20 protein-coding genes are annotated in these 20,824 nt (G+C 68.4%); 8 read left to right on the forward strand and 12 right to left on the reverse strand.

The features are described from left to right. Window positions 1-2 precede the first annotated feature (2 nt). The 6 genes from B8W67_RS02660 to B8W67_RS02685 all read right to left on the reverse strand — a co-directional run bounded on the left by B8W67_RS02660 (window position 3) and on the right by B8W67_RS02685 (window position 5,196). Complete coding sequence (locus tag B8W67_RS02660; RefSeq protein ID WP_234806641.1) at window positions 3-1,436, reverse strand: ArsR family transcriptional regulator; 1,434 nt, start codon at window positions 1,434-1,436, stop codon at window positions 3-5. After that, complete coding sequence (locus tag B8W67_RS02665) at window positions 1,436-1,759, reverse strand: DUF2742 domain-containing protein (protein ID WP_085302187.1); 324 nt, start codon at window positions 1,757-1,759, stop codon at window positions 1,436-1,438. Before B8W67_RS02665 ends, B8W67_RS02660 begins: the two co-directional genes overlap by 1 nt. Continuing rightward, complete coding sequence (locus tag B8W67_RS02670; RefSeq protein ID WP_133056033.1) at window positions 1,759-2,559, reverse strand: hypothetical protein; 801 nt, start codon at window positions 2,557-2,559, stop codon at window positions 1,759-1,761. The genes B8W67_RS02665 and B8W67_RS02670 overlap by 1 nt, the downstream gene beginning before the upstream one ends. Continuing rightward, complete coding sequence (locus tag B8W67_RS02675; protein ID WP_085302191.1) at window positions 2,556-2,759, reverse strand: excisionase family DNA-binding protein; 204 nt, start codon at window positions 2,757-2,759, stop codon at window positions 2,556-2,558. The genes B8W67_RS02670 and B8W67_RS02675 overlap by 4 nt, the downstream gene beginning before the upstream one ends. A gap of 209 nt (window positions 2,760-2,968) precedes the next feature. Then, window positions 2,969-4,096, reverse strand: coding sequence for a tyrosine-type recombinase/integrase (locus tag B8W67_RS02680; protein WP_085302193.1), 1,128 nt, complete (start codon window positions 4,094-4,096; stop codon window positions 2,969-2,971). Between the two features lie 332 nt (window positions 4,097-4,428). Continuing rightward, on the reverse strand, window positions 4,429-5,196 hold the full coding sequence (locus tag B8W67_RS02685) for an HNH endonuclease family protein (RefSeq protein ID WP_234806642.1): 768 nt from the start codon (window positions 5,194-5,196) through the stop codon (window positions 4,429-4,431). 296 nt (window positions 5,197-5,492) lie between these two features. On the opposite strand from B8W67_RS02685, the gene B8W67_RS02690 reads away from it, so the two are divergent. Then, window positions 5,493-6,797: a PE-PPE domain-containing protein gene (locus B8W67_RS02690; protein ID WP_069392895.1), complete on the forward strand. Its 1,305-nt coding sequence runs from the start codon at window positions 5,493-5,495 to the stop codon at window positions 6,795-6,797. 89 nt (window positions 6,798-6,886) lie between these two features. Then, the gene (locus tag B8W67_RS02695; RefSeq protein WP_069392896.1) at window positions 6,887-7,393 is read left to right on the forward strand and encodes a hypothetical protein; all 507 of its coding nucleotides are present in this window, start codon (window positions 6,887-6,889) and stop codon (window positions 7,391-7,393) included. A gap of 37 nt (window positions 7,394-7,430) precedes the next feature. Here B8W67_RS02695 and zapE read toward each other — a convergent pair whose 3' ends face one another. After that, window positions 7,431-8,516, reverse strand: a complete 1,086-nt coding sequence (gene zapE / locus B8W67_RS02700; protein WP_069392897.1) for a cell division protein ZapE — start codon at window positions 8,514-8,516, stop codon at window positions 7,431-7,433. On the opposite strand from zapE, the gene B8W67_RS02705 reads away from it, so the two are divergent. The 4 genes from B8W67_RS02705 to msrB are packed head-to-tail and all read left to right on the forward strand — an operon-like array spanning window position 8,515 to window position 12,709. Next, window positions 8,515-9,315: a pyrimidine reductase family protein gene (locus tag B8W67_RS02705; RefSeq protein ID WP_069392898.1), complete on the forward strand. Its 801-nt coding sequence runs from the start codon at window positions 8,515-8,517 to the stop codon at window positions 9,313-9,315. The two genes, zapE and B8W67_RS02705, sit on opposite strands and share 2 nt — an antisense overlap. Before the next feature lie 51 nt (window positions 9,316-9,366). Then, window positions 9,367-10,956, forward strand: coding sequence for an alpha/beta hydrolase (locus B8W67_RS02710; RefSeq protein WP_069392924.1), 1,590 nt, complete (start codon window positions 9,367-9,369; stop codon window positions 10,954-10,956). 35 nt (window positions 10,957-10,991) lie between these two features. Beyond that, window positions 10,992-12,287, forward strand: coding sequence for an arabinofuranan 3-O-arabinosyltransferase (aftC, locus tag B8W67_RS02715; RefSeq protein WP_109561696.1), 1,296 nt, complete (start codon window positions 10,992-10,994; stop codon window positions 12,285-12,287). Next, the gene (msrB, locus tag B8W67_RS02720; RefSeq protein WP_085302199.1) at window positions 12,284-12,709 is read left to right on the forward strand and encodes a peptide-methionine (R)-S-oxide reductase MsrB; all 426 of its coding nucleotides are present in this window, start codon (window positions 12,284-12,286) and stop codon (window positions 12,707-12,709) included. Before aftC ends, msrB begins: the two co-directional genes overlap by 4 nt. A gap of 112 nt (window positions 12,710-12,821) precedes the next feature. Here msrB and B8W67_RS02725 read toward each other — a convergent pair whose 3' ends face one another. From B8W67_RS02725 to hemE, 4 genes are read right to left on the reverse strand one after another with little or no spacing between them, the layout of a single operon-like run. Next, the gene (locus B8W67_RS02725; protein ID WP_069392900.1) at window positions 12,822-13,565 is read right to left on the reverse strand and encodes a class I SAM-dependent methyltransferase; all 744 of its coding nucleotides are present in this window, start codon (window positions 13,563-13,565) and stop codon (window positions 12,822-12,824) included. Then, entirely contained in the window at window positions 13,562-14,257 is a 696-nt protein-coding gene (gene hemQ / locus B8W67_RS02730) for a hydrogen peroxide-dependent heme synthase (protein WP_085302201.1), read from the reverse strand. The genes B8W67_RS02725 and hemQ overlap by 4 nt, the downstream gene beginning before the upstream one ends. Before the next feature lie 54 nt (window positions 14,258-14,311). Beyond that, complete coding sequence (locus B8W67_RS02735) at window positions 14,312-15,688, reverse strand: protoporphyrinogen oxidase (RefSeq protein ID WP_069392902.1); 1,377 nt, start codon at window positions 15,686-15,688, stop codon at window positions 14,312-14,314. After that, complete coding sequence (gene hemE / locus B8W67_RS02740; RefSeq protein ID WP_069392903.1) at window positions 15,685-16,746, reverse strand: uroporphyrinogen decarboxylase; 1,062 nt, start codon at window positions 16,744-16,746, stop codon at window positions 15,685-15,687. Before hemE ends, B8W67_RS02735 begins: the two co-directional genes overlap by 4 nt. A 113-nt stretch (window positions 16,747-16,859) precedes the next feature. Here hemE and B8W67_RS02745 point away from each other — a divergent pair, with 113 nt between their 5' ends. After that, window positions 16,860-17,531, forward strand: coding sequence for a DUF3000 domain-containing protein (locus B8W67_RS02745; protein WP_234793949.1), 672 nt, complete (start codon window positions 16,860-16,862; stop codon window positions 17,529-17,531). A gap of 11 nt (window positions 17,532-17,542) precedes the next feature. Beyond that, complete coding sequence (locus B8W67_RS02750) at window positions 17,543-18,844, forward strand: ribonuclease D (RefSeq protein ID WP_084228937.1); 1,302 nt, start codon at window positions 17,543-17,545, stop codon at window positions 18,842-18,844. Window positions 18,845-18,898: 54 nt separating this feature from the next. Here B8W67_RS02750 and dxs read toward each other — a convergent pair whose 3' ends face one another. Next, window positions 18,899-20,818 (reverse strand): 1-deoxy-D-xylulose-5-phosphate synthase, encoded by a 1,920-nt coding sequence (gene dxs / locus B8W67_RS02755; RefSeq protein WP_069392905.1) that lies wholly within the window; start codon window positions 20,816-20,818, stop codon window positions 18,899-18,901. Window positions 20,819-20,824 lie beyond the last annotated feature (6 nt).

Here is a 20,824-nt window from a genome sequence, read left to right on the forward strand (position 1 = left end):
GGTCATTGAACCGCCTCCAGCATCACCTCGTTGATCTCGTCGCAACCCCGGCACCGTGAGCCGACAACAGCGGGGTTGATGCCGCAGTCTGAGCAATCCTCGGGCGGGTCGGATTGCTCATCGGAATCGGTGCCAGAAATCGCGGTAGGTATGCCTAGGGGTGTTGCCTCATCTCCCCCTCTTCTATGGGGGCTAGGGGTGGGTACCGCTATTTCTGGAACTGATTTAGGGTCGAGCGCGGTCGGTTCGATTTCATCGGCCAGGCGGTAATACCACCGGGTTGCCTCCCGTCCGCCCCAGGTGATTTCCTCCTCATTGCAGTTGACGACTCCCAGCATGTGGAGCGCCTGGAGCTGTCTATCGACGGTGTTGCGGGGCTTGTCGAGTGCCTTGCGCACGTCTGCGGTGGAGCTGTGCGGTTGCGTAGCCAGGTAGTCGATGATGGCGAGCCGCAACGGTGGCATGGAGTCGCGCGCGCAGCGGATAGCGAGGCGGAGCGCATCGTGGCGGTCCATGCCGATGGAGACGCCGCCGCGAACGATCTGCGCGAGCTGCTTGGCGAACCGGGTCGGCATTTCCGGCGCGTGAGCGTCGATCACGTCACCGCGGTAGTCATACTCGACTCCGGTGCGCGACAGGGTGACCAGATCGGCAGCGGCGAGTAGGACATCGGTCTCGGCATCGGTGACGACTATCGGCGCCGGGTCCAGGCCGTCAATGACGGCGGCAGCGGCTTCCGAAAGGTCTCGACGCATCGCAACCTCCGAGCCGGTGTTGCCGATCGCCTTCCGGCCCGCTGCCTGCCGGCCAGCCGTGGAGTCCATGCGGACCAGAACGAACCGGTCACCCATCGAGGCGATCGCAGCGTGCGCTTTGTCCCAGGCGGTGGTGACAGCGCCGATAACTGCGATGCGTCCCGACCAGTCGAGCGTTAGGCCGCCGTCCGTGCCGACGTTGCGCGACCACCGACCGTCGTAAACCTCACGCAGTGCGCCGAGCACCTGTGTGCGCGCTTCGCCGGACATCGACAGGATGGAGGTCACGTCCTTGATGACCATCACCCCGCGCGGCTCCAGCTTGCGCAACAATCCACCAGTGGCGTTCTTGGCGCGCTCCCGCTTCGGCGATGCCGACAACAGCGCGCCCTCGGATGCGATCGTGGAGGTGATAAGCGCGCCGATGCCGTCGAGGGCTTGCACGGTCTCGGTTTTCGCGTTGCCACTGCCGCTGATGAGCAGCAGCCACAACGGGTCACCATCGAGACGTTCCACCGCTGCGGTCGCCAGCACGGCGTTCAATGCGTCGGTGTCGTAATCGTCACCGAGCCAGCGCCGAAACGTGTTGTGCGCGTCCGTCAGGGTCTTTTCCCGGTCCTCGGCGGCATGTGGGTCAAACCACGGTTCGTCGGGATAGTCAGTGCCGTAGGGGATGCTCATCAGACCACCTCCCGGCGTTCTATGCGGGCGCCACTTCTTCGGGCGTCGGTGCGCTGCCGGATCTCGCTGGAGACTTGTCGCCAGTCAGCCGATGCGCTGATCGCGTGACTCGCCTCGGCGCGTGCAGCCTGTGCTGAGTCCTGTCTCAAGGCGTGATGGACGCCGGCTGCCAGGACCGCACCGAGCTTGTCGGGATCGTTGTCATCGAGGTCAGCCCACCGCTGCGTGCCGGCGGTCAGCACACTGGTGGGGTCGACACCTCGGCGCTGGACGAACTCAAGGACGGCTGTCCAGCACACCTGTTTCGATTCGAGGGCGTTCATCAGCGATCACCCCCGAGCGCGTCGATCACCCGGTTGAGTTCGTCGCGGTACCGGGTCAGGTCCGCGATGTTGACCGAGGCGATGGTCTCGCGGTTGCCGCTGAACCGGTCGTCGTCGACGAGGCGCCCGAGCCGGTACACCACCTTCTGGAGATCGAACTTGCCGCACCAGAACGCCTTGGTGATCGGTCGGCGGTGCGGCTTAACAGGTGCCGGTGGTGTCGCGGGATAGTGCTTACCGTCGCGACCGGTGACCACCGGTTCCACGGGCTTCGGCGCGAACCGTTCAGCGTCGTCCGGGTGGAGTAGGCCATCCGCGGCTAGTCCCTCGAGCCCGGCGCAGATGTCCTGGGGATCAACATCGTCTTCATCGTCAGGTGGTCCAATTTCCCCCACCTGGGCCAGATCGGACCGGACAGTCTTACGGTCGGCGCCGACAACATCGGCGATTACCCGCTGAGACATCCCCTCGCCGGACAGATACCCGACCAGCTCCCGGCGCTGGGGCCGGTCCAGTCGGGTGGTCACCGTGAGCGCGTCGGCGACGTAGTCAGTCCAGGACCGGTAGCCGAGGACGAGGTGAATCTGCCCCGCCTTGGCCTGCTCCACCAAGTTGTACAACTTCTCCACGTTGTCGGCGATGGTGTTGGTCAACAGCCGGATACGGTTGTCGAGGCGTTGTGCATCACCGTGACTCAGCGGCTGCGACGCAAGCACGCTGCTGGTAGAATCAAGAGCACGGTGATGTGCGGCGGCTCTGCTGGTGACGGCGGGGCCGTCCACATTTTTCGGGGGGCTCATTTCGCACCACCGCCGAACGGCTGCATCGCGGCGTCGATATCGTTCAGGTCGATCCGAACGAGGCGCGGCCCATTCCGATATGCGGTCAACCGGCCATCGGCGACCATCTGCCGGATGCACCGGGTTGTGACGCCGAGATATTTGGCGGCCTGTGTGATCGTCACATAGTGGCGTGCATGAAATGTCGTAGTAGTCGACATAGAAATCCTCGGAGGACAAAAGCGCGGAGAGCACAGGGCGTTCGCATTCCTCCGCGCTGCGAGAAAATCGCGAATCGCCGCTCGACGCTCAGCCATCCGGGGCCGCGCGCGGGAGCTATCCCGCCCCTTTCAGCGACCTTCGGGGCCAGCCTATTCGGGTAAGCGTGGTAACTATACCGCAATCCGCCGACGGATGCCGCATAGTTCAGCTACGGCGCATCCCCACCGTTCGCGGCGATCTTTGACAGCAACGCCGCAATCTCACGGTCCCTCCCCTGCGCCGCGTGCTGATATCGCATGGCAGCCTGAGGGGTCGAATGGCCAAGGCGCGCCATTAATTCGGCGAGACTCGCCCCGGTGGCAGCGGCTAGTACCGCTCCTGAGTGGCGCAGGTCATGCCAGCGCAAATCGTCACGTGACGCTGCTGATCGTGCCTTGTACCAATGGCGATAAAGGGTCGATGGCTGCATATGTCCACCATTCGCGGCGGGAAAGATCAGCGAGTCCCTGCGCGTCCCGACGAACCGCCGAAGGTGATCTTCGATCTGCGGAACAATGTGCGGTGGTATCGCGACATCGCGAACGCCGGCATCAGACTTCGGGGTGCTGACCTCGTAGGTGCCGCCGTTGGTTCGCACCGCAGCCCGTCGGATGCGGATTACCTCATCGGATAAGTCGATGTCGGCGCGGCGCAGCTCGACGGTCTCGCCGAACCGCAGCGCGGTCCATGACGCCAGCGTGACCATGAGGCGTAGTCGCTCGGGCATGGCTTCAGTGACCACCGCCAGTTCCTCGACGCTGGCGGGCCGGATCTTGTGGACCCGCTTGGCGCGGCCCGCGCCGGTAATCCTGCATGGGTTGTTGTCGATCAGCTCATCGGTGACCGCACTGCCCATGATGGTGCGGAGTAACGAATAGGCGTGGCTACGTAACGTAGGCCGGTCGGCCAGGGTGTCGGCATACCAGGCGCGCACGTCCTTGGGGCGGATAGATGCGATCTGACGGTCGCCGAACGCAGGCACCAGATGGTCGTCGAGTAGTTGACGGTAGTGCTCCCGCGTTCGGGTCTTGATCGGCCTGCCCGCCACCTGTCGGCCATCGAGCCATCTGGTCGAGTAGTCGGCGAAGGTGATCTGCTCGCGGTCGTCGTCCTCGGTCCAGGTCTCCCTGTAGATCGCCTTCCGCATCGCGGCCACGAACGCATCGGCGTCGGTCTTGTACTGGAATGTCTTGGGCGCCCGGTGCCTGACGCCATCCGGCCCGGTATAGCGCACCTGCCATCTTTTCGACGGCAACTGCCGGATGCTGGCGAACTCACGCTTGGCTCGGCGCGCCACGATACTGACTCCTGCCGGTCATTTCGTGCCCAATGTTGTGCCCAATAGCTTACATCTAGTTCCGCTTGACTCCGCATCAATCCCGCGATACTGTTCACTATGTCGCCAGCTCAGAGGCTTTCCGCGCTGGTCAGACACCAGACCGACAACCGTCGAGAATGGCAAATTCAATCCCAGTATCGCGCACCACGTTTGACCTAGTTCGCCCGCAAACGCGCCGCGACAACTGCCGGCAGACCCACTCGTCAGGTCGGCGGGCAGCCGAGCCGGGCCGCCGACCTCACCATCGCTGGCCTAGTCGGCAACTGTCGCGGCCACGGGCCGCGTAGGGGTCAGTTCCCAGACACAGCGCAATCGTTGAGGATGTCGGTTGCTTTGTCATGCTCAGCCTGGGTCATCCATACCCCGTACCGGGCCTTGATCTCAACGACCCGGGAAACATATTCACACCAGAAGCCGCGATTCGGCGGAAGCCACGTCGCTATATCGGCATCGCGTTTCGCCTTATTAACCTGATGGCCGACAGCCAGAAGGTTCAGCGGATCATTGGCAAATTGAGTGCGCTTGGCTTCGTCCCAGTTCTGCGCACCCTTCTGCCAGGCGTCCTTCAGTGGAACGACGTGGTCAACTTGGATGAGGATCGCGGTGCCCTCACCACGGTCCACTGCGATATCTCTGTCGGTGTACGGGTCGTGCAGGACGCCCGACATCACCCGACAACCCTTGTTGTCCAGCGTCACGTCGTGAAGATCCCGACGCAGGATGTCGTCGCGTGTGCTGCAGCCATTGTGGCCGAACTCGACATCGACCCGATCCGTCCATGGTCGACCGAAGTTGCTCCGGCGGTAGCCGGTTTTCGGAGCTCGCCCCTTGACTTCGATACTGTCGAGAATTTCCAGCATCGGATCGGGCTCGATGAGAACGCCACTTGTGCGGATGCCCTCCGCTGGGTCGTCGGGTATCCGATAGCCACCGGTTTTGACCTCGTTGCTCGTGTCGCCGTGATCGACGATCACGCCCACCACAAGCAAAAACCCGACGGTCACCGCCATCCCGACGGCCAGCCGCTTTAGCCATTTTTTCACTGTGTGGCGATCCACCGTGGCCTCCTGCTGATACGTGCAGAGCCAACACTTGCAGTAGGCACCGACAATGACTCGGACTCCGCCGCTGCAATCGGCAGACCGTTAGCGGCCGCACGCTACGCCCGATGCCCTCACCGCGGTCAGTTTTGGCTGAAGTGAACTCCGCTCTTGCTCATCCAATTAACGCAATAAACAATAACGGGATGCGTGCGGCACCCCATCCTGCCGGCGGACGGACTCGGCTCCGACGACCCTTGGTCGGGCCGGCATCGGTCGCGGGTGCTCGTCGCGGTGCCGCTGCGCTGGGCGCCGTGGCCCTGGCGGCCGGTCTGCTGGTCGCCGCGCCGCCGTCGTCGGGCCTGCTGACTATCGACCTGTGGGCGGTGCAGCTCACCGATGCCGACGCCGAGGTCAACGCCCCGACACTGCCGCCTGCGCTGGTGATGGGCGGCAGCGGGGTGCCCAACCCCAGCGCGGGCTGGGTGGACAGCGCCGCCCGGATCTACCTCGATCCGCTGGGGTTCGGCGGCACCGCGCAACCGCTGTACACCCCCGAGTTGATGGGCCAGCACCCGGACTGGTCGATGGCCGAGGGGGCGCGGCTGCTCACCGAGGCCATCCACGCCAACCTCGCGACCGCCAGCGCCGGTGATCCGGTGTACGTGTTCGGCTATTCGCAGAGCTCGGCGCTGTCCACGCTGACGATGAACCAACTCGCCGCCGACAATGTGGACTCGGATCTGGTGCATTTCGTGCTGGTCGGCAACTCCGCCAACCCCAACGGCGGGATGCTGACCAGCTTCGACCTGCCGCTCATCCGCGACGTGTCACAGCTGTTCGAGATGACGCTGGGCAACCCGACCCCGGCGCTCTACCCCACCGACGTGTTCACCCTCGAATACGACGGCTATGCGGACTTCCCGCGCTACCCGCTCAACCCGCTGTCCACGGCGAACGCACTGGTCGGCCTGTTCACCCAGCACCTCAAATACCTGGGATTCGACGCGAACGACCTGTGGTCGGGGCCCGGGGCCGTCAATCCCGCCACCGTCGTGCAACTCGACACCGTCGGTGATCTCACCGACTACTACATGATCCGTGCCGACAGCCTCCCGCTGCTCGACCCGCTGCGGCTGCTGCCGGTGGCCGGGAACCCGCTGGCGGACCTGCTGGAGCCGGACCTGCGGATCCTGGTCAACCTCGGCTACGGCAGCATCACCGACGGCTGGAACCCCGGGCCGGCCGATGTGGCCAGCACCATCGGACTGTTTCCCACCGCGTTGCACTGCGTGGACGGGTGCTCGTGGGCCGATCTGCCCGAGGCGCTGCTGCGCGGCGCCTGGCAGGGGGTGAGCGACTTCGTCGACGACCTGATGGATCCGGCGACCTACCAACTGGCCGACCCGATCAGCAGCCCCGCGCTGACCACCCTGGTGAACGCGGCGATCAACACGGGCATGCTCGAGGGCGCACCGAGTTCGCTGTGGGAGTTGCTGGCCGCCTGGTTCGGCGCGACGTCCTCGCCGGGGCTCGACCTCGGGGCTCTCGCCGGGCAGCTGGGTCTGAGCTCGGTGGTCGACTGGGTGAGCGCGGTGCTCAACGCTCTCGGCGCGTGACCTCAGCGCGACGTCGGGCACCGGTTCAGCGCCGCACCGCCGGTGCGGTGTGCCATCATGCGACGGATAACGGATAAACGGGAGGCATCATGCGTCGCACGCTCGCGCTGATCGTCGGGCTGCTCATCACGGCGGCTCTCGCCGCGGCGGTCCCCGCGGCCGCGGTCGGTGACGCACCGATCGGCCGACTCGGCGACACCCTGCGTATCGAGACCGAGAACGGCATCATCGCCGAAGTGACCGTGCACGACGTGGCGCCCACCGCCGTGCCGCCGGGCTGGACCTGGACCGGGCACCCGGGATACCGGGAGGCCGGCGGGCCGTGGCGCGCCGGGGTGACCGTGCACATCGTGCAGACCCCGACCCCCTACGCGGCCGCGACCCGACTGACGTTCAACGGGATCGCCCCCGGCGCCGACGCCTACGTCTCCAAACACACCGACGCCCCCGACCAGTTGGAGACGCTGCTGACCAATGCTCCGGCCGGGGCGACGGTCACCGGCGGCGTGTACTGGCATGTCTACCGCCAGAACGTCATCGTCGTGGTGGCGCGCGACACCGTCAACGGCGAGCACCTCGCCCAGTGGAACCTGTAACCGACGACGCTGAGCTTTAGGCGGTAGCCGGGGCCCTTCAGGCAGTAGCGGAACTCAACGCCATCAGCCGGGACGTGGCCCGCAGGTACTTCTTGCGGTATCCGCCGGCGAGCATCTCCTCGCTGAAGATGGTGTCAACCTTCGAGCCGGAGGAGGCCACCGGCACCCCGGCGTCATAAAGCCGGTCGATCAACGCGACGAGCCGCAGCGCCACGTTCTGGTCATCGAGGCCATGGACGCCGGTGAGGCAGACGGTGCTCACCCCGTCGATCAGGCTCACGTACCGCGACGGGTGCATGGTCGCCAGGTGGTCGCAGAGAGCGTCGAAATCATCGAGGGTCGCGCCGTGGACGTCAGCGGCTCGGGCGGTCACCGCCTCGGTGCTCAGCGGTTCCGGCGCCGCCGGCAATCCCCGCTGCCGGTAGTCGGGGCCCTCGATCCGCACGGTGGTGAAAATCTGTGCCAGCGTGTTGATCTCGCGAAGAAAATCTTGCGCCGCGAAGCGGCCCTCCCCGAGCTGCTCAGGCAACGTATTGGAGGTTGCGGCCACCGACACGCCGCGCTCGACCAGTTGGGACAGCATCCGGGAGATCAGCGTGGTGTTGCCCGGGTCGTCGAGTTCGAACTCGTCGATGCAGACCACGGTGTAGTCGGCCAGCAGGTCGATACATTCGACGAACCCGAACACCCCGGCCAACTGGGTCAGCTCCCCGAACGTCGCGTAGGCGGCCGCGCTGCCGTCGGCGGCGGCCAACGCGAAGTAGGTCGACGCCAGCAGGTGTGTTTTGCCGACCCCGAAGCCCCCGTCGAGGTAGAGCCCCACGCCGGGCAGCACCTCCCGTTTGCCGAACAGCCGGCGCCGGCCGGCACGGCGCTGCGCTGCCTCCTCGCAGAAGTGGGCGCACGCGATCACCGCCTCGGCCTGGCTGGGCTCGGCCGGGTCGGGAACGTAGCTGGAGAAGCTGACGTCGGTGAACGTCGGCGGCGGCACCAACTGACCGATCAGCCGCTCCGGGGAGACGGTGGGATGGCGGTCAACCAGGTGGGCGACGTCGGGGCCGGCGTCGGCGGGCGCGGGGTCGTGCATGCAGGCACTGTAGCGACGTGCTGCAATGAGAGTCATGGCCGAGAGCGGCGCTGGGACGCAATTCACACTTGCCGGCGACGGCGAGCCGGTTCACGACGACCGGTTGGCCCAGCTGTACGCCTACCCCGAGGCGATCGAACGCTCGTGGGTGCGATCGAACTTCGTCGCCAGTCTCGACGGCGCCGCCACCGCCGACGGACGCTCCGGCGGACTGGGCGGCCCCGGTGACCGCTACCTGTTCGCGAAGCTGCGCGAGTTGGCCGACGTGGTCATCGTGGGCGCGGGCACAGCACGGGCAGAGAACTACGGTGGCGTGCATCTGGATGCCACGACCCGCCAGGACCGTAGCCAGCGCGGGCAGCTCGAGGTGCCGCCGGTGGCGTTGGTGACCCGCTCGGGACGACTGGACACCACGATGCGGGTGTTCGGCGACTCCGAGGTGACTCCGCTGGTGCTGACCTGCACCACCTCGGTGCCCGCCACCGCCGATCGGCTGGGCGACAGCGCCGAGGTCCTCGACTGCTCGGGCCACGACCCCGACGCGGTCGATCTCGACACCGCATTGGGGCTGTTGGCCGAGCGCGACCTGCGACGGGTGCTCACCGAGGGCGGCCCCACCCTGCACGGCACGCTGCTGCAGCGCGGCCTGCTCGACGAGCTCTGTCTGACGGTGGCGCCGATGATGGTCGGCGGCCAGGCCCGACGTATCACCACCGGCCCGCTCGGCGGGCGGGTGGCGATGCGCTGTGCGCATCTGCTCACCGACCCGGCGGGCTACCTCTACACCCGCTATCTGCGCCACGACGACCAGAACAGTGACGGCCCGGACGGCTAGGCCCGGCCTGCCGCCCCGGCGCCACCCACGCCACTCGCTAGTGTGGTCGGCATGATTCGGCGCTCCCGACACTCGGCACCGGCAGCCCGCGGAGCAGGCACCGGCGTGAGCCTCCTGATCGCCGCCACCGTGGTCGCCGGATGCGCACCGGTGACCCCCGGTGCCGATCCCCGATTCGCCGACTCCGACGTGCACCCACAGGGCGAGGTCACCACCAGCGAGACCCCACCGCCGCCTCCGGAACTGGCGGCCCCGAGCCAAGATCTAATGTGGCGGGACTGCACCACCCGGGTTTTCGACGACGCCGCCATCCCCCCCGCCGCGGGAATCACCTTGGAGTGCGCCACCTTCGACGCCGACCTGGACCCCCTCAACGGCTCCTCGGCCAAAATCACCGTCGGCGCGGTGCGAGCACGCTCGGACAAGACTCCCGAAGACGCCGCCCCTCTGGTGCTGACGACCGGCACCGACATACCGTCGTCGCACCAGTTGGCGGTATGGACCGCGCGCACCGGCGCCGACCTGGTCGACAACCGCCCGGTGGTGGCCGTGGATCGCCGTGGAATCGGCCTGTCCAGCGCGGCGGTGTGCCGCGACTCCTTCGACCGTCGCGCGATGGCCGATCAAGCCCAGTTCGAGCCGGGCGATGACCAGGTGGCGAATCTGAACAAGATCGCGATCACCGCGGCCAACAACTGCACCGACGCGGTGCCCCAAGGCGGTATCGCCTACGACAATGCCCACGCCGCGGAGGACCTCGAGGTTCTGCGCAGCCGTTGGGACGTGCCCGGTCTTGCGCTGCTGGGTATCGGCAACGGCGCCCAGGTCGCCCTGGCCTACGCGGCCTCACATCCCAACAAGGTGGCACGGCTGGTCCTGGACTCCCCGATCACGTTGGGGGTCAATGCCGAGGCCGCCGCCGAGCAGCGTGTCGTGGGCGCCCAGGCCGCGCTGGACGCCTTCGCCGCGCAGTGCGTCGCGATGAACTGTGCGCTGGGCCCCAATCCCAAGGGCGCGGTCGACGCCCTGCTGGCCGATGCGCGGGCCGGACGCGGGCCCGGCGGCGCCGCGGTCTCCGCCGTCGCCCACGCCATCATCACCGCGCTGGGCTATCCCAGCGCCGATCCCGCGGCCAGCACCCTGGCACTGGCCGACATCCTGGCCGCTGCCCGCGACGGTGACGCCGGTGGGCTCAAAGCGTTGATCGAGCGATCCGAGTCGCTGCGCGGCACCGACGGCCAGTACATCAGCGTGTGCAGCGATTCACTCAACCGTCCCACCCCCAATCGGGTCCGCGAGTTGGTGGTCGCCTGGGGCAAGCAGTATCCGCAGTTCGGGGCGGTGGCCGCGCTGGACATGGTGCCGTGCCTGGCGTGGCCGTCGAGTTCGCCGGTGGAACCGCCCGCCGACCTCGACCCCGATGTGCTGCTGCTGGGCGTGCAGAAGAGCGACCCCATCGTCGGCGCCGGTATGGCGGCCACCGCAGCGACGGTGCTCAACGGCGGGGCGGCGAGCAAGCGCGTGATGTGGCAGGGCGTCGGGCACGGCGCCTCGGTGTACTCCCCCTGCGCGGTGCCCCCGGTGATCGCGTACCTGACCGACGGCACCCTGCCCGACAGCGACACGTTCTGCCCCGCATGAGCGCTCACCGCACGGCTTCGGTATAAGGTTCGCTCGTGGCTGACTCGATCCGTTCCGGCCTGCGCGAATTGAGCGCGTCCTCGGCGCGCGCTTTCCGTACCACCACCGCGCCTGACACCGCGTCGGTCCTGCGGGCCATCCTGTGGCCGCTGGCACTGCTGTTCGTCATTCACCGCAGCTATGTGCTGGCCACCAATGGCTACATCACCGACGACTTCGGCCCGGTCTACACCGCGGTGGTCAACTTCAAACTCGGCAATCCCGTCTACGGCGAGAACTTCGACTTCGTCGACCCGCACTACCTGTACCCGCCGGGCGGGACCTTGCTGATGGCCCCGTTCGGCTATCTGCCGGTCGACGCCTCCCGCTACTGGTTCATCTTCTTCAACACCCTCGCGATCGTGGTGGCGGCGTATTTCCTGCTGCGACTGTTCAACTTCACGCTCTCCTCGGTGGCTGCCCCGGCGCTGCTGGCGGCGATGTTCTGCACCGAGGCGGTCACCAACACGTTGGTGTTCACCAACATCAACGGGTTGGTGCTACTCGCCGAGGTGTTGTTCTTCCGGTGGCTGCTCGACGGTAAACGCCGCAGCCAGTGGTGGGCCGGGGTCGCGATCGGGTTGAGCCTGGTGGTCAAACCGCTGCTCGGTCCACTGCTGTTGTTGCCGTTGCTCAATCGGCAGTGGCGCGCACTGGTCACCGCGTTCGCGGTGCCGGTGGTGTTCAACCTGGCGGCGATCCCGCTGCTGCGCGATCCGATGAGCTTCTACACCCGCACACTGCCCTACATCTTCTCCACCCGCGACTACTTCAACAGCTCCATCCTGGGCAACGGCGTCTATTACGGCCTGCCCATGTGGCTGATCATGGTGCTACGGCTCGCGGTAACGGTGCTGGCCGTGATCACGCTGTGGTTGCTCTACCGCTACTACCGGCAGCGCGACCCGCTGTTCTGGATGGCCACCTCCTCGGGGGTGTTGCTGCTGACGTCGTTCCTGGTGCTCTCCTTGGGCCAGGGCTACTACTCGATGATGCTGTTCCCGTTCCTGATGACGGTGGTGCTGCCCAATTCGGTGCTGCGCAACTGGCCGGCCTGGTTGGCGATCTACGGGTTCATGAGCGCCGACCGTTGGCTGCTCGGACACTGGCCGACCACCGGACGCGCCATCGAATACCTCAAGATCACCTACGGCTGGTCGCTGATGCTGATCGTGGTGTTCTGCGTGCTGTACTTCCGCTACCTCGACGCGAAGGCGGAGGGCCGGCTGGACGAGGGCATCGACCGAGAGTGGATGCCCGCGCCGGCACGCCGCGCTAGCGTGGAGGCATGAGCGCAGATCCGGACCCGCAGCCTGTTGTGGAGTTGACCGATTCCCAGTGGCGCGAGAAGCTCACCCCGCAGGAGTACGCGGTGTTGCGCCAAGCCGGCACCGAGCCACCCTTCACCGGTGAGTACTACGAGACCGAAACCGAAGGGGTGTACCGCTGCCGGGCCTGCGGCGCCGAATTGTTCCGCAGCACCGAGAAATTCACCTCCCACTGCGGATGGCCGTCGTTCTTCGACCCGGCCGCCTCCGAGGCGGTGATCCTGCGTCCGGATAATTCACTGGGCATGTCCCGCACCGAGGTGTTGTGCGCGAGCTGCCACAGCCACCTGGGCCACTTGTTCGTCGGCGAGGGCTACCCGACCCCCACCGACCAGCGCTACTGCATCAATTCGGTCTGTCTGGACCTGGAGCCGACCGAGGCCTGAGACAGCCGGGGACATCGATCCGCACGTTTGCGTCTGCCGCAGCCAGGTCTTCGCACTCAAAGGTGAGTTTCAGCAAGCCCACCGCCGCTGGCGCACCGATTCTCGCGGCGGTTCAGTCGAGCCGGGTGGCGTGCACTTCCCAGAACGGGGCTTCGGCGATACCGTCGGTCAGCCACGGCTCGATGACGCGGAAGCGCTCCACAATCGGCCCGAGGCGATCGGAGAGCGCCGGGTTGTTCTGCGCCATCTGTTCGAAGGCCGCCACACTGAAATGCACGCGGTAGCTGGTCGGCCCGATGTAGTCGAGACGCCACCCGGTCGGGGTGAGCAGCTCATCGAAGTGTCGCGCGGGCATCGCGCGTGGCATCCGGAATCCGTTGATCGTGTGCTCACCGAAAGCGAACAGGAACAGCCGCGCCCCGGGGCGGGTGGCGCGGTGCAATGCTCGCGCGTAGTCGCATTGCGGCTCGTTGTCGGCGGCGAAGGTGTGGTAGAAGGCGCAGTCCACGACGGTGTCGAACCGGTTCTCGATGCCGGTGAGGGTGCGGGCGTCGGCCAACTCGAACGTCACGTTCACCCCGGCGGCCTCGGCGTTACGCCGGGCGCGGTCCAGCGCCGCCGGGGCGACGTCGATGCCGGTGACTGAATGGCCGCAGGAGGCCAGGTGAATCGCGTTGTAGCCGGGCCCGGTGCCCTGGTCGAGCACCTCACCGCGGATCGCGCCGAGGGCGGCGAGCCGCCGCACCACCGGCTGCGGCCCGCCGACGTCCCACGGGGTCGCCGAGGGCAGGCCGTGGGCGGTGTGGGCGTCGCGGTAGCGCTCGTCGAACTGGTTGGGGTCCGGCGGGGCGCTCACGGCAGCGCGTTCACGAGCCGCTCGACGTCGACCCGCGGTCCGACGAAGAACGGGGTCTCCTCCCGGGTGTGCCGCCGAGCGTCGGTGGCCCGCAGGTCGCGCATCAGATCGACGATGCGGTCGAGTTCCGGCCCCTCGAACGCCAGCAACCACTCGTAGTCACCGAGCGCGAACGCCGGCACGGTGTTGGCCCGCACATCCTTGTAGGGCCGGGCGGCCATGCCGTGTTCGGCCAGCATCCGGCGTCGCTCCTCATCGGGCAGCAGGTACCACTCGTAGGACCGCACGAACGGATACACGCAGATGTAGGCGCCGGGATCCTCCCCGGCGATGAACGCCGGCACGTGGCTTTTGTTGAACTCGGCCGGGCGGTGCAGCGCCACGCTGCTCCACACCGCGGTGCTGGCACGGCCCAGCGCGGTGGTGCGCCGGAAGTCGGCGTAGGTGGCCTGCAGGGCCTCCACCCGGTCGGCGTGGGTCCAGAACATGAAGTCCGCGTCGGCGCGCAGTCCGGCGATGTCGTAGACGCCGCGCACCACCACCCCGTTGTCCTCCTGGCGTTTGAGGAACGCGGCGGTTTCGTCGGCGACCGCGGCGCGATCCTCACCGAGCTCGCCGGGTTTCACCGCGAACACCGAGAACATCAGATAGCGCAGGGTCGCGTTCAAATTGTCGTAGTCGAGCTTGGTCATCGACGCCGATCCTCCTCATCGGTTCGCCCCGCGTGGTCGCCGGCGAGCATGCCGCTATCGTGCCACGCCGGACCCGGTCTCCCCTATGACCTTGGCCACCGCGGCACCCGCCGCCGCGACACACGCCGGCACCCCGATGCCGTCGAGATAGTTGCCGGCGACCGCCAACCCGGGTGGCAGACCGGAACGCAACTCCGCGACCAGCCCGGCGTGGCCGGGTCCGTACTGCGGGAGTGCGTCCTGCCAACGCGCGACGACCGCGTCGACCGGGGCGATCGACGCCTCGAACACCGTCGCCAGATCCTCCAGCGCCCACCGCAACAACTGCTCGTCGTCGACCGCGCTGACACGGTACGCGCCGCTGTCCCCGAACCGGCCGAACGACAACCGCAGCAGCTCCACGTCGCCGTGTCGGCCCCATTTGCGGCTCGACAACGTGATCGCCTTGGCCCGCAACGGCTCTCCGCTGGCCACCAGGACCCCGGACCGGTCGGGCAGTGCGGTGTCGCCGGGCAGCGCCAACGCCACCACCGCCGAGGAGGCGCTCGGGATGCGACGACTGGCCGCCGCGACCGTAGGGGCGGCCTCGGCCAGCAGCGACCCGACTTGCGGTGCCGGGACGGCCACGATCACCCCGGTCGCCGCCCAGGTGGCCCCGGTGGCGTCGCGCAGCACCCATCCCCCGGTCGAGTCGGGGCGCACGGCGGTGACCGCGGCGCTCACCCGGGTGGGGGCGGCCGCGGCGACCAGCGCGTCGAGTAGCACCCGGTAGCCGCCGTCGAGCGCGCCGAACACCGGCCCGACCGGTCCGCTGGGCAGCGCCGCACGCACCGCCGCGAGCAGGCTCGGGGCGCCGTCGTCGAGGGCGGCGGCCAGGGTCGGCGCGGCGGCGCGCAGCCCGATGCTGGCCGCCGACCCGGCGTACACCCCGCTGAGCAGGGGATCCACCGACCGGGCCACCACCTGATCACCGAATCGGTCACCGACCAGCGCGCCCACCGCCGGATCGTCCCCGCGGCGCCAGTCCAGCGGCCGGGTCGGTTCGGCGTCGATGCGGGCCACGGTGGCCGCATCGACCAGCCCGGCCACCGACTGCGCCGTCGACGGGATGCCGCCGACGGTGGCCTCCGGCAGCGGATGCAGACCCTGGCGGCTGTAGATCAGCGGCCGCACCCCGGTGGTCTCGCGCTGCCGGTGCGCCAACCCGAGCTCGGCCAGCAGTGCCGGCACCTCGGGGCGGCGCCGCACGAACGCCTCGGCGCCGACATCCATCGGCTCGCCGCCGACCTGTTCGGTGCGCAGCACCCCGCCGAGGCGCTCAGCCGGATCGAACAGCGTGATCGCCGCGGCCGGGCCCAGCGCGACCCGCAGGCGGTAGGCGGCCACCAGGCCGGAGATCCCGCCGCCGACGACGCAGTAGGTGCGGCTCACAGGGAATGAACCAGTGCCACCAGCTCGGTGAGGATGCCCGGATCCGTCTCGGGCAGCACCCCGTGGCCGAGGTTGAAGATGTGACCGCTGGCCCCTGCGGCGACGGCCTGCCGTCCGGCGTCGACGACGTCGCGGGCGGCGCGCTGCACCGCCGGCCACCCGGTCAGCAACACCACCGGGTCCAGGTTGCCCTGCAGCGCGGTGCCCGGCTCGACCCGGCGGGCCGCGTCGGGCAGGGCGGTTCGCCAGTCCACACCGACCACTCCGGCCGCGGCCGGCCGGACGGCCTCCGACATCGCCCCCAGCAGTTCGGCGGTGCCCACCCCGAAATGGGTCATCGGCACACCGCGGCCGGCCAGCTCGGTGAAGACACGGGCGCTGTGCGGCAGCACATGGCGGCGGTAGTCGGCCAGCGACAGGGTGCCCGCCCAGGAGTCGAACAGCTGCACCGCGTCGACGCCGGCGTCGAGTTGCACGGTGAGAAACGCGATGGTGATGTCGGTCAGCGCGGTCATCAGGGCGTGCCAGCTCTGCGGCTCGGCGAGCATCATCGCCTTGGTGCGGGCGTGGTTGCGGCTCGGCCCGCCCTCCACCAGATAGGAGGCCAGGGTGAACGGCGCGCCGGCGAACCCGATCAACGCCACGTCCCCGAGTTCGCCGACCAGCGCCTCGACCGCGGCCGACACCGGGGCCACCGCGGCCGGATCCAGCGCGGTGATCGCAGCGATGTCGGCGGCCGAGCGCACCGGGTTGGCGATGACCGGCCCGACGTCGGGCACGATGTCGACGTCGATGCCCGCGCCGCGCAGCGGCACCACGATGTCGGAGAACAGGATCGCCGCGTCCACCCGGTGCCGGCGCACCGGCTGAAGGGTGATCTCGGTGACCAGTTCGGCGTCGAAGCAGGCACTCATCATGGTGTGCTGGGCGCGCAACGCCCGGTACTCCGGCAACGATCGGCCGGCTTGCCGCATGAACCAGACCGGCACCCGCTGCGGGGTGCGGCCGGTGGCGGCCGCCAAATAGGGGGAATCGGGCAGCTCACGACGGGTACTCATCGGGGTCCATGCTGCCATGTCGCCGAACCGGCCCGGACCGGGCCGACGCAGGTCGGCGCGCCTGCCCGGCGGTGTCGCCCAGGCGGGTTAGCGTAAAACTGTGGCATGCGCCGTTGAGGTCCGGGTACGCACCGGGCTTCGCGACGCCACGCCGCCGCCGGCACGATACGCAACGACGCGATGAGGAGGAGCGGCGCGTGACTTCTGTGGAACCGGCCCCGTTCCGCGAGGCCGTCGCGGCGATGGCCGCGGCGACCGCACGCCCGGAGATCGAACTGGCCCCGATCCGCCCGCCGCAGCGGCTGGCGCCCTACAGCTATGCACTGGGCGCCGAGGTCACCCATCCCGAGCTGGAGGCCGCCCCGGATCCCGAGGCTTCCGACCAGGATGCGTTCGGGCGGCTGATCCTGCTCTACGACCCGGAGGGCTCGGAGGCATGGGACGGCACCATGCGCCTGGTGGCCTATATCCAGGCCGACCTCGATCCCAGCGAGGCCGTCGACCCGCTGATGCCGGAGGTGGTGTGGAGCTGGCTGGCCGAGGCGTTGGATTCGCACACCACTCAAGCGATCGCGTTGGGCGGCACCGTCACCGCCACCACCTCGGTGCGCTACGGCGACATCGCCGGACCGACCCGCGCTCATCAGCTGGAGCTGCGGGCGTCGTGGACGGCGACCATCCCCAACCTCGATGAGCACGTCAACGCGTTCTGCGATGTGCTCGAACACGCCTCGGGGCTGCCACCGGTGGGGGTCACCGATCTGGGGTCGCGCACGCGCACCTGACCCACGTGACTATGCCCGACACTCCCCCCGACATCGACGCGGCCGACACCGACGCGGCCGACACCGACGCCGTTGAACCCGCACCGACCCCGTTGCTGCACCCCGGCGACGGCATCCCGGAGGTGGCGGTCAGCGGCGGGCAGATCGCCGCCGCCGCCGAGCAGCTCGACGGCGGTGAGGGACCGTTCGCGGTGGACGCCGAACGCGCCTCCGGATTCCGCTACTCCAACCGCGCGTACCTGATCCAGATCCGGCGCCGCGGGGCGGGCACGGTCCTGATCGACCCGGTCGGCGACGGCGGCGACCCGGCGCGGCTGCTGGCTCCGCTGGCGTCGGTGCTCGGCGCCGACGAATGGATTCTGCACGCCGCCGACCAGGATCTGCCGTGTCTGGCCGAGGTGGGGCTGCGCCCGCCGGCGCTGTATGACACCGAACTGGCCGGCCGGCTGGCCGGTTTCGATCGGGTGAACCTGGCGACGATGGTGCAGCGTCTGTTGGGGTTGGGGCTGGCCAAGGGCCACGGCGCCGCCGACTGGTCGCGGCGGCCGCTGCCCGCCGATTGGTTGAACTATGCGGCGCTGGACGTCGAGGTGCTCATCGAATTGCGCACCGAGATCGCCGCGGTGTTGGCCGAGCAGGGCAAAACCGAGTGGGCTGCCCAGGAGTTCGCCCACCTTCAGACGTTCGAGGCGCCTCCCACCCGCCGTGACCGGTGGCGGCGCACCTCGGGAATCCACAAGGTGCGCGGGAGCCGCGGGTTGGCCGCGGTGCGGGAGTTGTGGCTGGTCCGCGATCGGATCGCCCAACGCCGCGATATCGCACCGGGCCGGATCCTGCCCGACAAGGCGATCATCGACGCAGCGTTGCGCGACCCGACCACCGTCAGCGAACTGCTGGAGCTACCGGTTTTCGGCGGACGCAAACAGCGCCGCAACGCCGAGGTCTGGGTCGCCGCGTTGGCGGCCGCGCGCCAGAACCCGAACCCGCCGCCGAAGACCGAGGCCGCCAATGGCCCGCCACCGGTGGTGCGGTGGGCGAAGAAGAAACCGGAGGCCGCCGAGCGCCTGGAGGCCGCCCGCGCAGCGGTGGGCGCCATCGCCGAGAAGGTGTCGGTGCCGACGGAGAATCTGCTCGCCCCCGACCTGGTGCGTCGGATCTGCTGGGAGTGGGACGACCACGGGGTTCCCGACGATGCGACAACCGCGGTGGAGACGGCGCTGCGCACCGGAGATGCACGCCCGTGGCAGCGTGATCTGGTCACCGCCACGCTCGCTGAGGTACTGGCCCGCCCGCCGCGCACGGCACCGTCGTGACGCCCTGGGAACCCCTGAGGCCCCGGTCCTCAGCGCCCCGGTCGGATCCGGAGGTCAGTCGGCGTGCTGATCGAGGTGCTGCTCTGCTGTGGTGTCGGTGTTGGCGAGTGCGGCCACCCAACCGGTGATCTGGCGAGCGATGTCCTGTTCGGTCAGTCCGGCCTCCGCGAGCACCTGCGATCGGGAGGCGTGGTCGTAAAACCGTTGCGGCAGACCGACATCGCGACAAGGGACATCGATCTCCGCGGCGCGCAACGCGGCGGAGACCGCTGAGCCGATGCCGCCGGCCACGCCGTTGTCCTCGACGGTGACCACCAGTTTGTGCTCGGCGGCCAGTGGTGCCAGCGCCGGCGGTACCGGCAGCACCCAGCGTGGATCCACCACCGTGACCCCTATGCCCTGGTCACGCAGCCGGTGAGCCACCGCCAGCGCCATCGGCGCGAACGCCCCCACCGAGATCAGCAACACGTCGTCGTTGAGGTCGTCGGCGGGTGCGGCGAGCACATCAAGGCCGTCACGATGGCCAATAGCCGGGATGTCCTCGCCCACATCACCTTTGGGAAACCGGATCGCGGTCGGACCGTCGTCGACGTCGAGAGCTTCGCCGAGCTGTTCGTGCAGCCGGATCCCGTCACGCGGGGCGGCCACCCGGATCCCGGGAACCACGTTGAGCATCGACAGGTCCCACATGCCGTTATGGCTGGCCCCGTCGGGGCCGGTGACCCCGGCGCGGTCGAGCACCAGCGTCACCGGCAGCTGATGCAGCGCCACGTCCATCATGATCTGGTCGAAGGCCCGGTTGAGGAACGTCGAGTAGATCGCCACCACCGGGTGCAGCCCGCCCATCGCCAGCCCGGCCGCCGAGGTCATCGCGTGCTGTTCGGCGATGCCGACGTCGAACAGCCGGTCGGGGAACCGCTGGCCGAAGGCGGCCAGCCCGGTCGGTCCGGCCATCGCCGCGGTGATGGCCACCACGTCACGGCGGGCGCTGGCGTATTCGATCAGCGCGTCGGAGAACACCGCGGTCCAGCCGCGCCCGGGCGGTGTGGTGGCCCGCCCGGTCAGCGGGTCGATCGGGGCGGTGGCGTGCATCTGCTCGGCTTCGTCGTTCTCCGCCGGGGCGTAGCCGCGGCCCTTGCGGGTGGCCGCGTGCACGATCACCGGGCCGTTGTAGGCCCGCGCACCGCGCAGCGCGACCTCGAGGGCGTGCAGGTCGTGGCCGTCCACCGGGCCCACGTATTTCAGCCCGAGGTCGGTGAAGAGCTCCTGCGGGCTCAGCGCGTCTTTGAGCCCCACCTTGACGCTGTGCAGCGCCTGGTAGCTCAACTCGCCGATCATCGGGATGCCCCGGATCAGCCGCCGTCCCTCGTCGAGCACCCGTTCGTAGCCGGGCTGCAGCCGCAGCGCCGCGAGGTGCTCGGCGAACCCGCCGATGGTCGGCGCGTAGCTGCGGCCGTTGTCGTTGATGACGATCACGACCGGGCGGTTGGCCGTCGCGATGTTGTTCAACGCCTCCCAGCACATTCCGCCGGTGAGAGCCCCGTCACCGACGACCGCCACCACATGGCGGTTGCGGTGCCCGGTCAGTTCGAACGCCTTGGCCAACCCGTCGGCGTAGGACAGCGCGGTACTGGCGTGGCTGGACTCCACCCAGTCGTGTTCGCTCTCGGCACGGCACGGGTACCCGGACAGACCGCCTTTTTTGCGCAGCGTGTCGAAGTCCGGGCAGCGTCCGGTCAGCATCTTGTGCACGTAGGACTGGTGACCGGTGTCGAAGATGATCGGGTCATGCGGGGAGTCGAAGACCCGGTGCAACGCCAACGTCAACTCGACGACGCCGAGGTTGGGGCCCAGGTGCCCGCCGGTGGCCGCCACCTTGTGGATGAGGAACTCGCGGATCTCGGCGGCCAGATCCCCCAGCTGCACCGAGCTCAGGTGCTGCAAATCAGCCGGGCCACGGATCTGTTCGAGCATCTGGTC

Source organism: Mycolicibacillus koreensis (assembly GCF_002104795.1).
In the GTDB taxonomy this organism is placed as follows: Bacteria; Actinomycetota; Actinomycetes; order Mycobacteriales; family Mycobacteriaceae; genus Mycobacterium; species Mycobacterium koreense.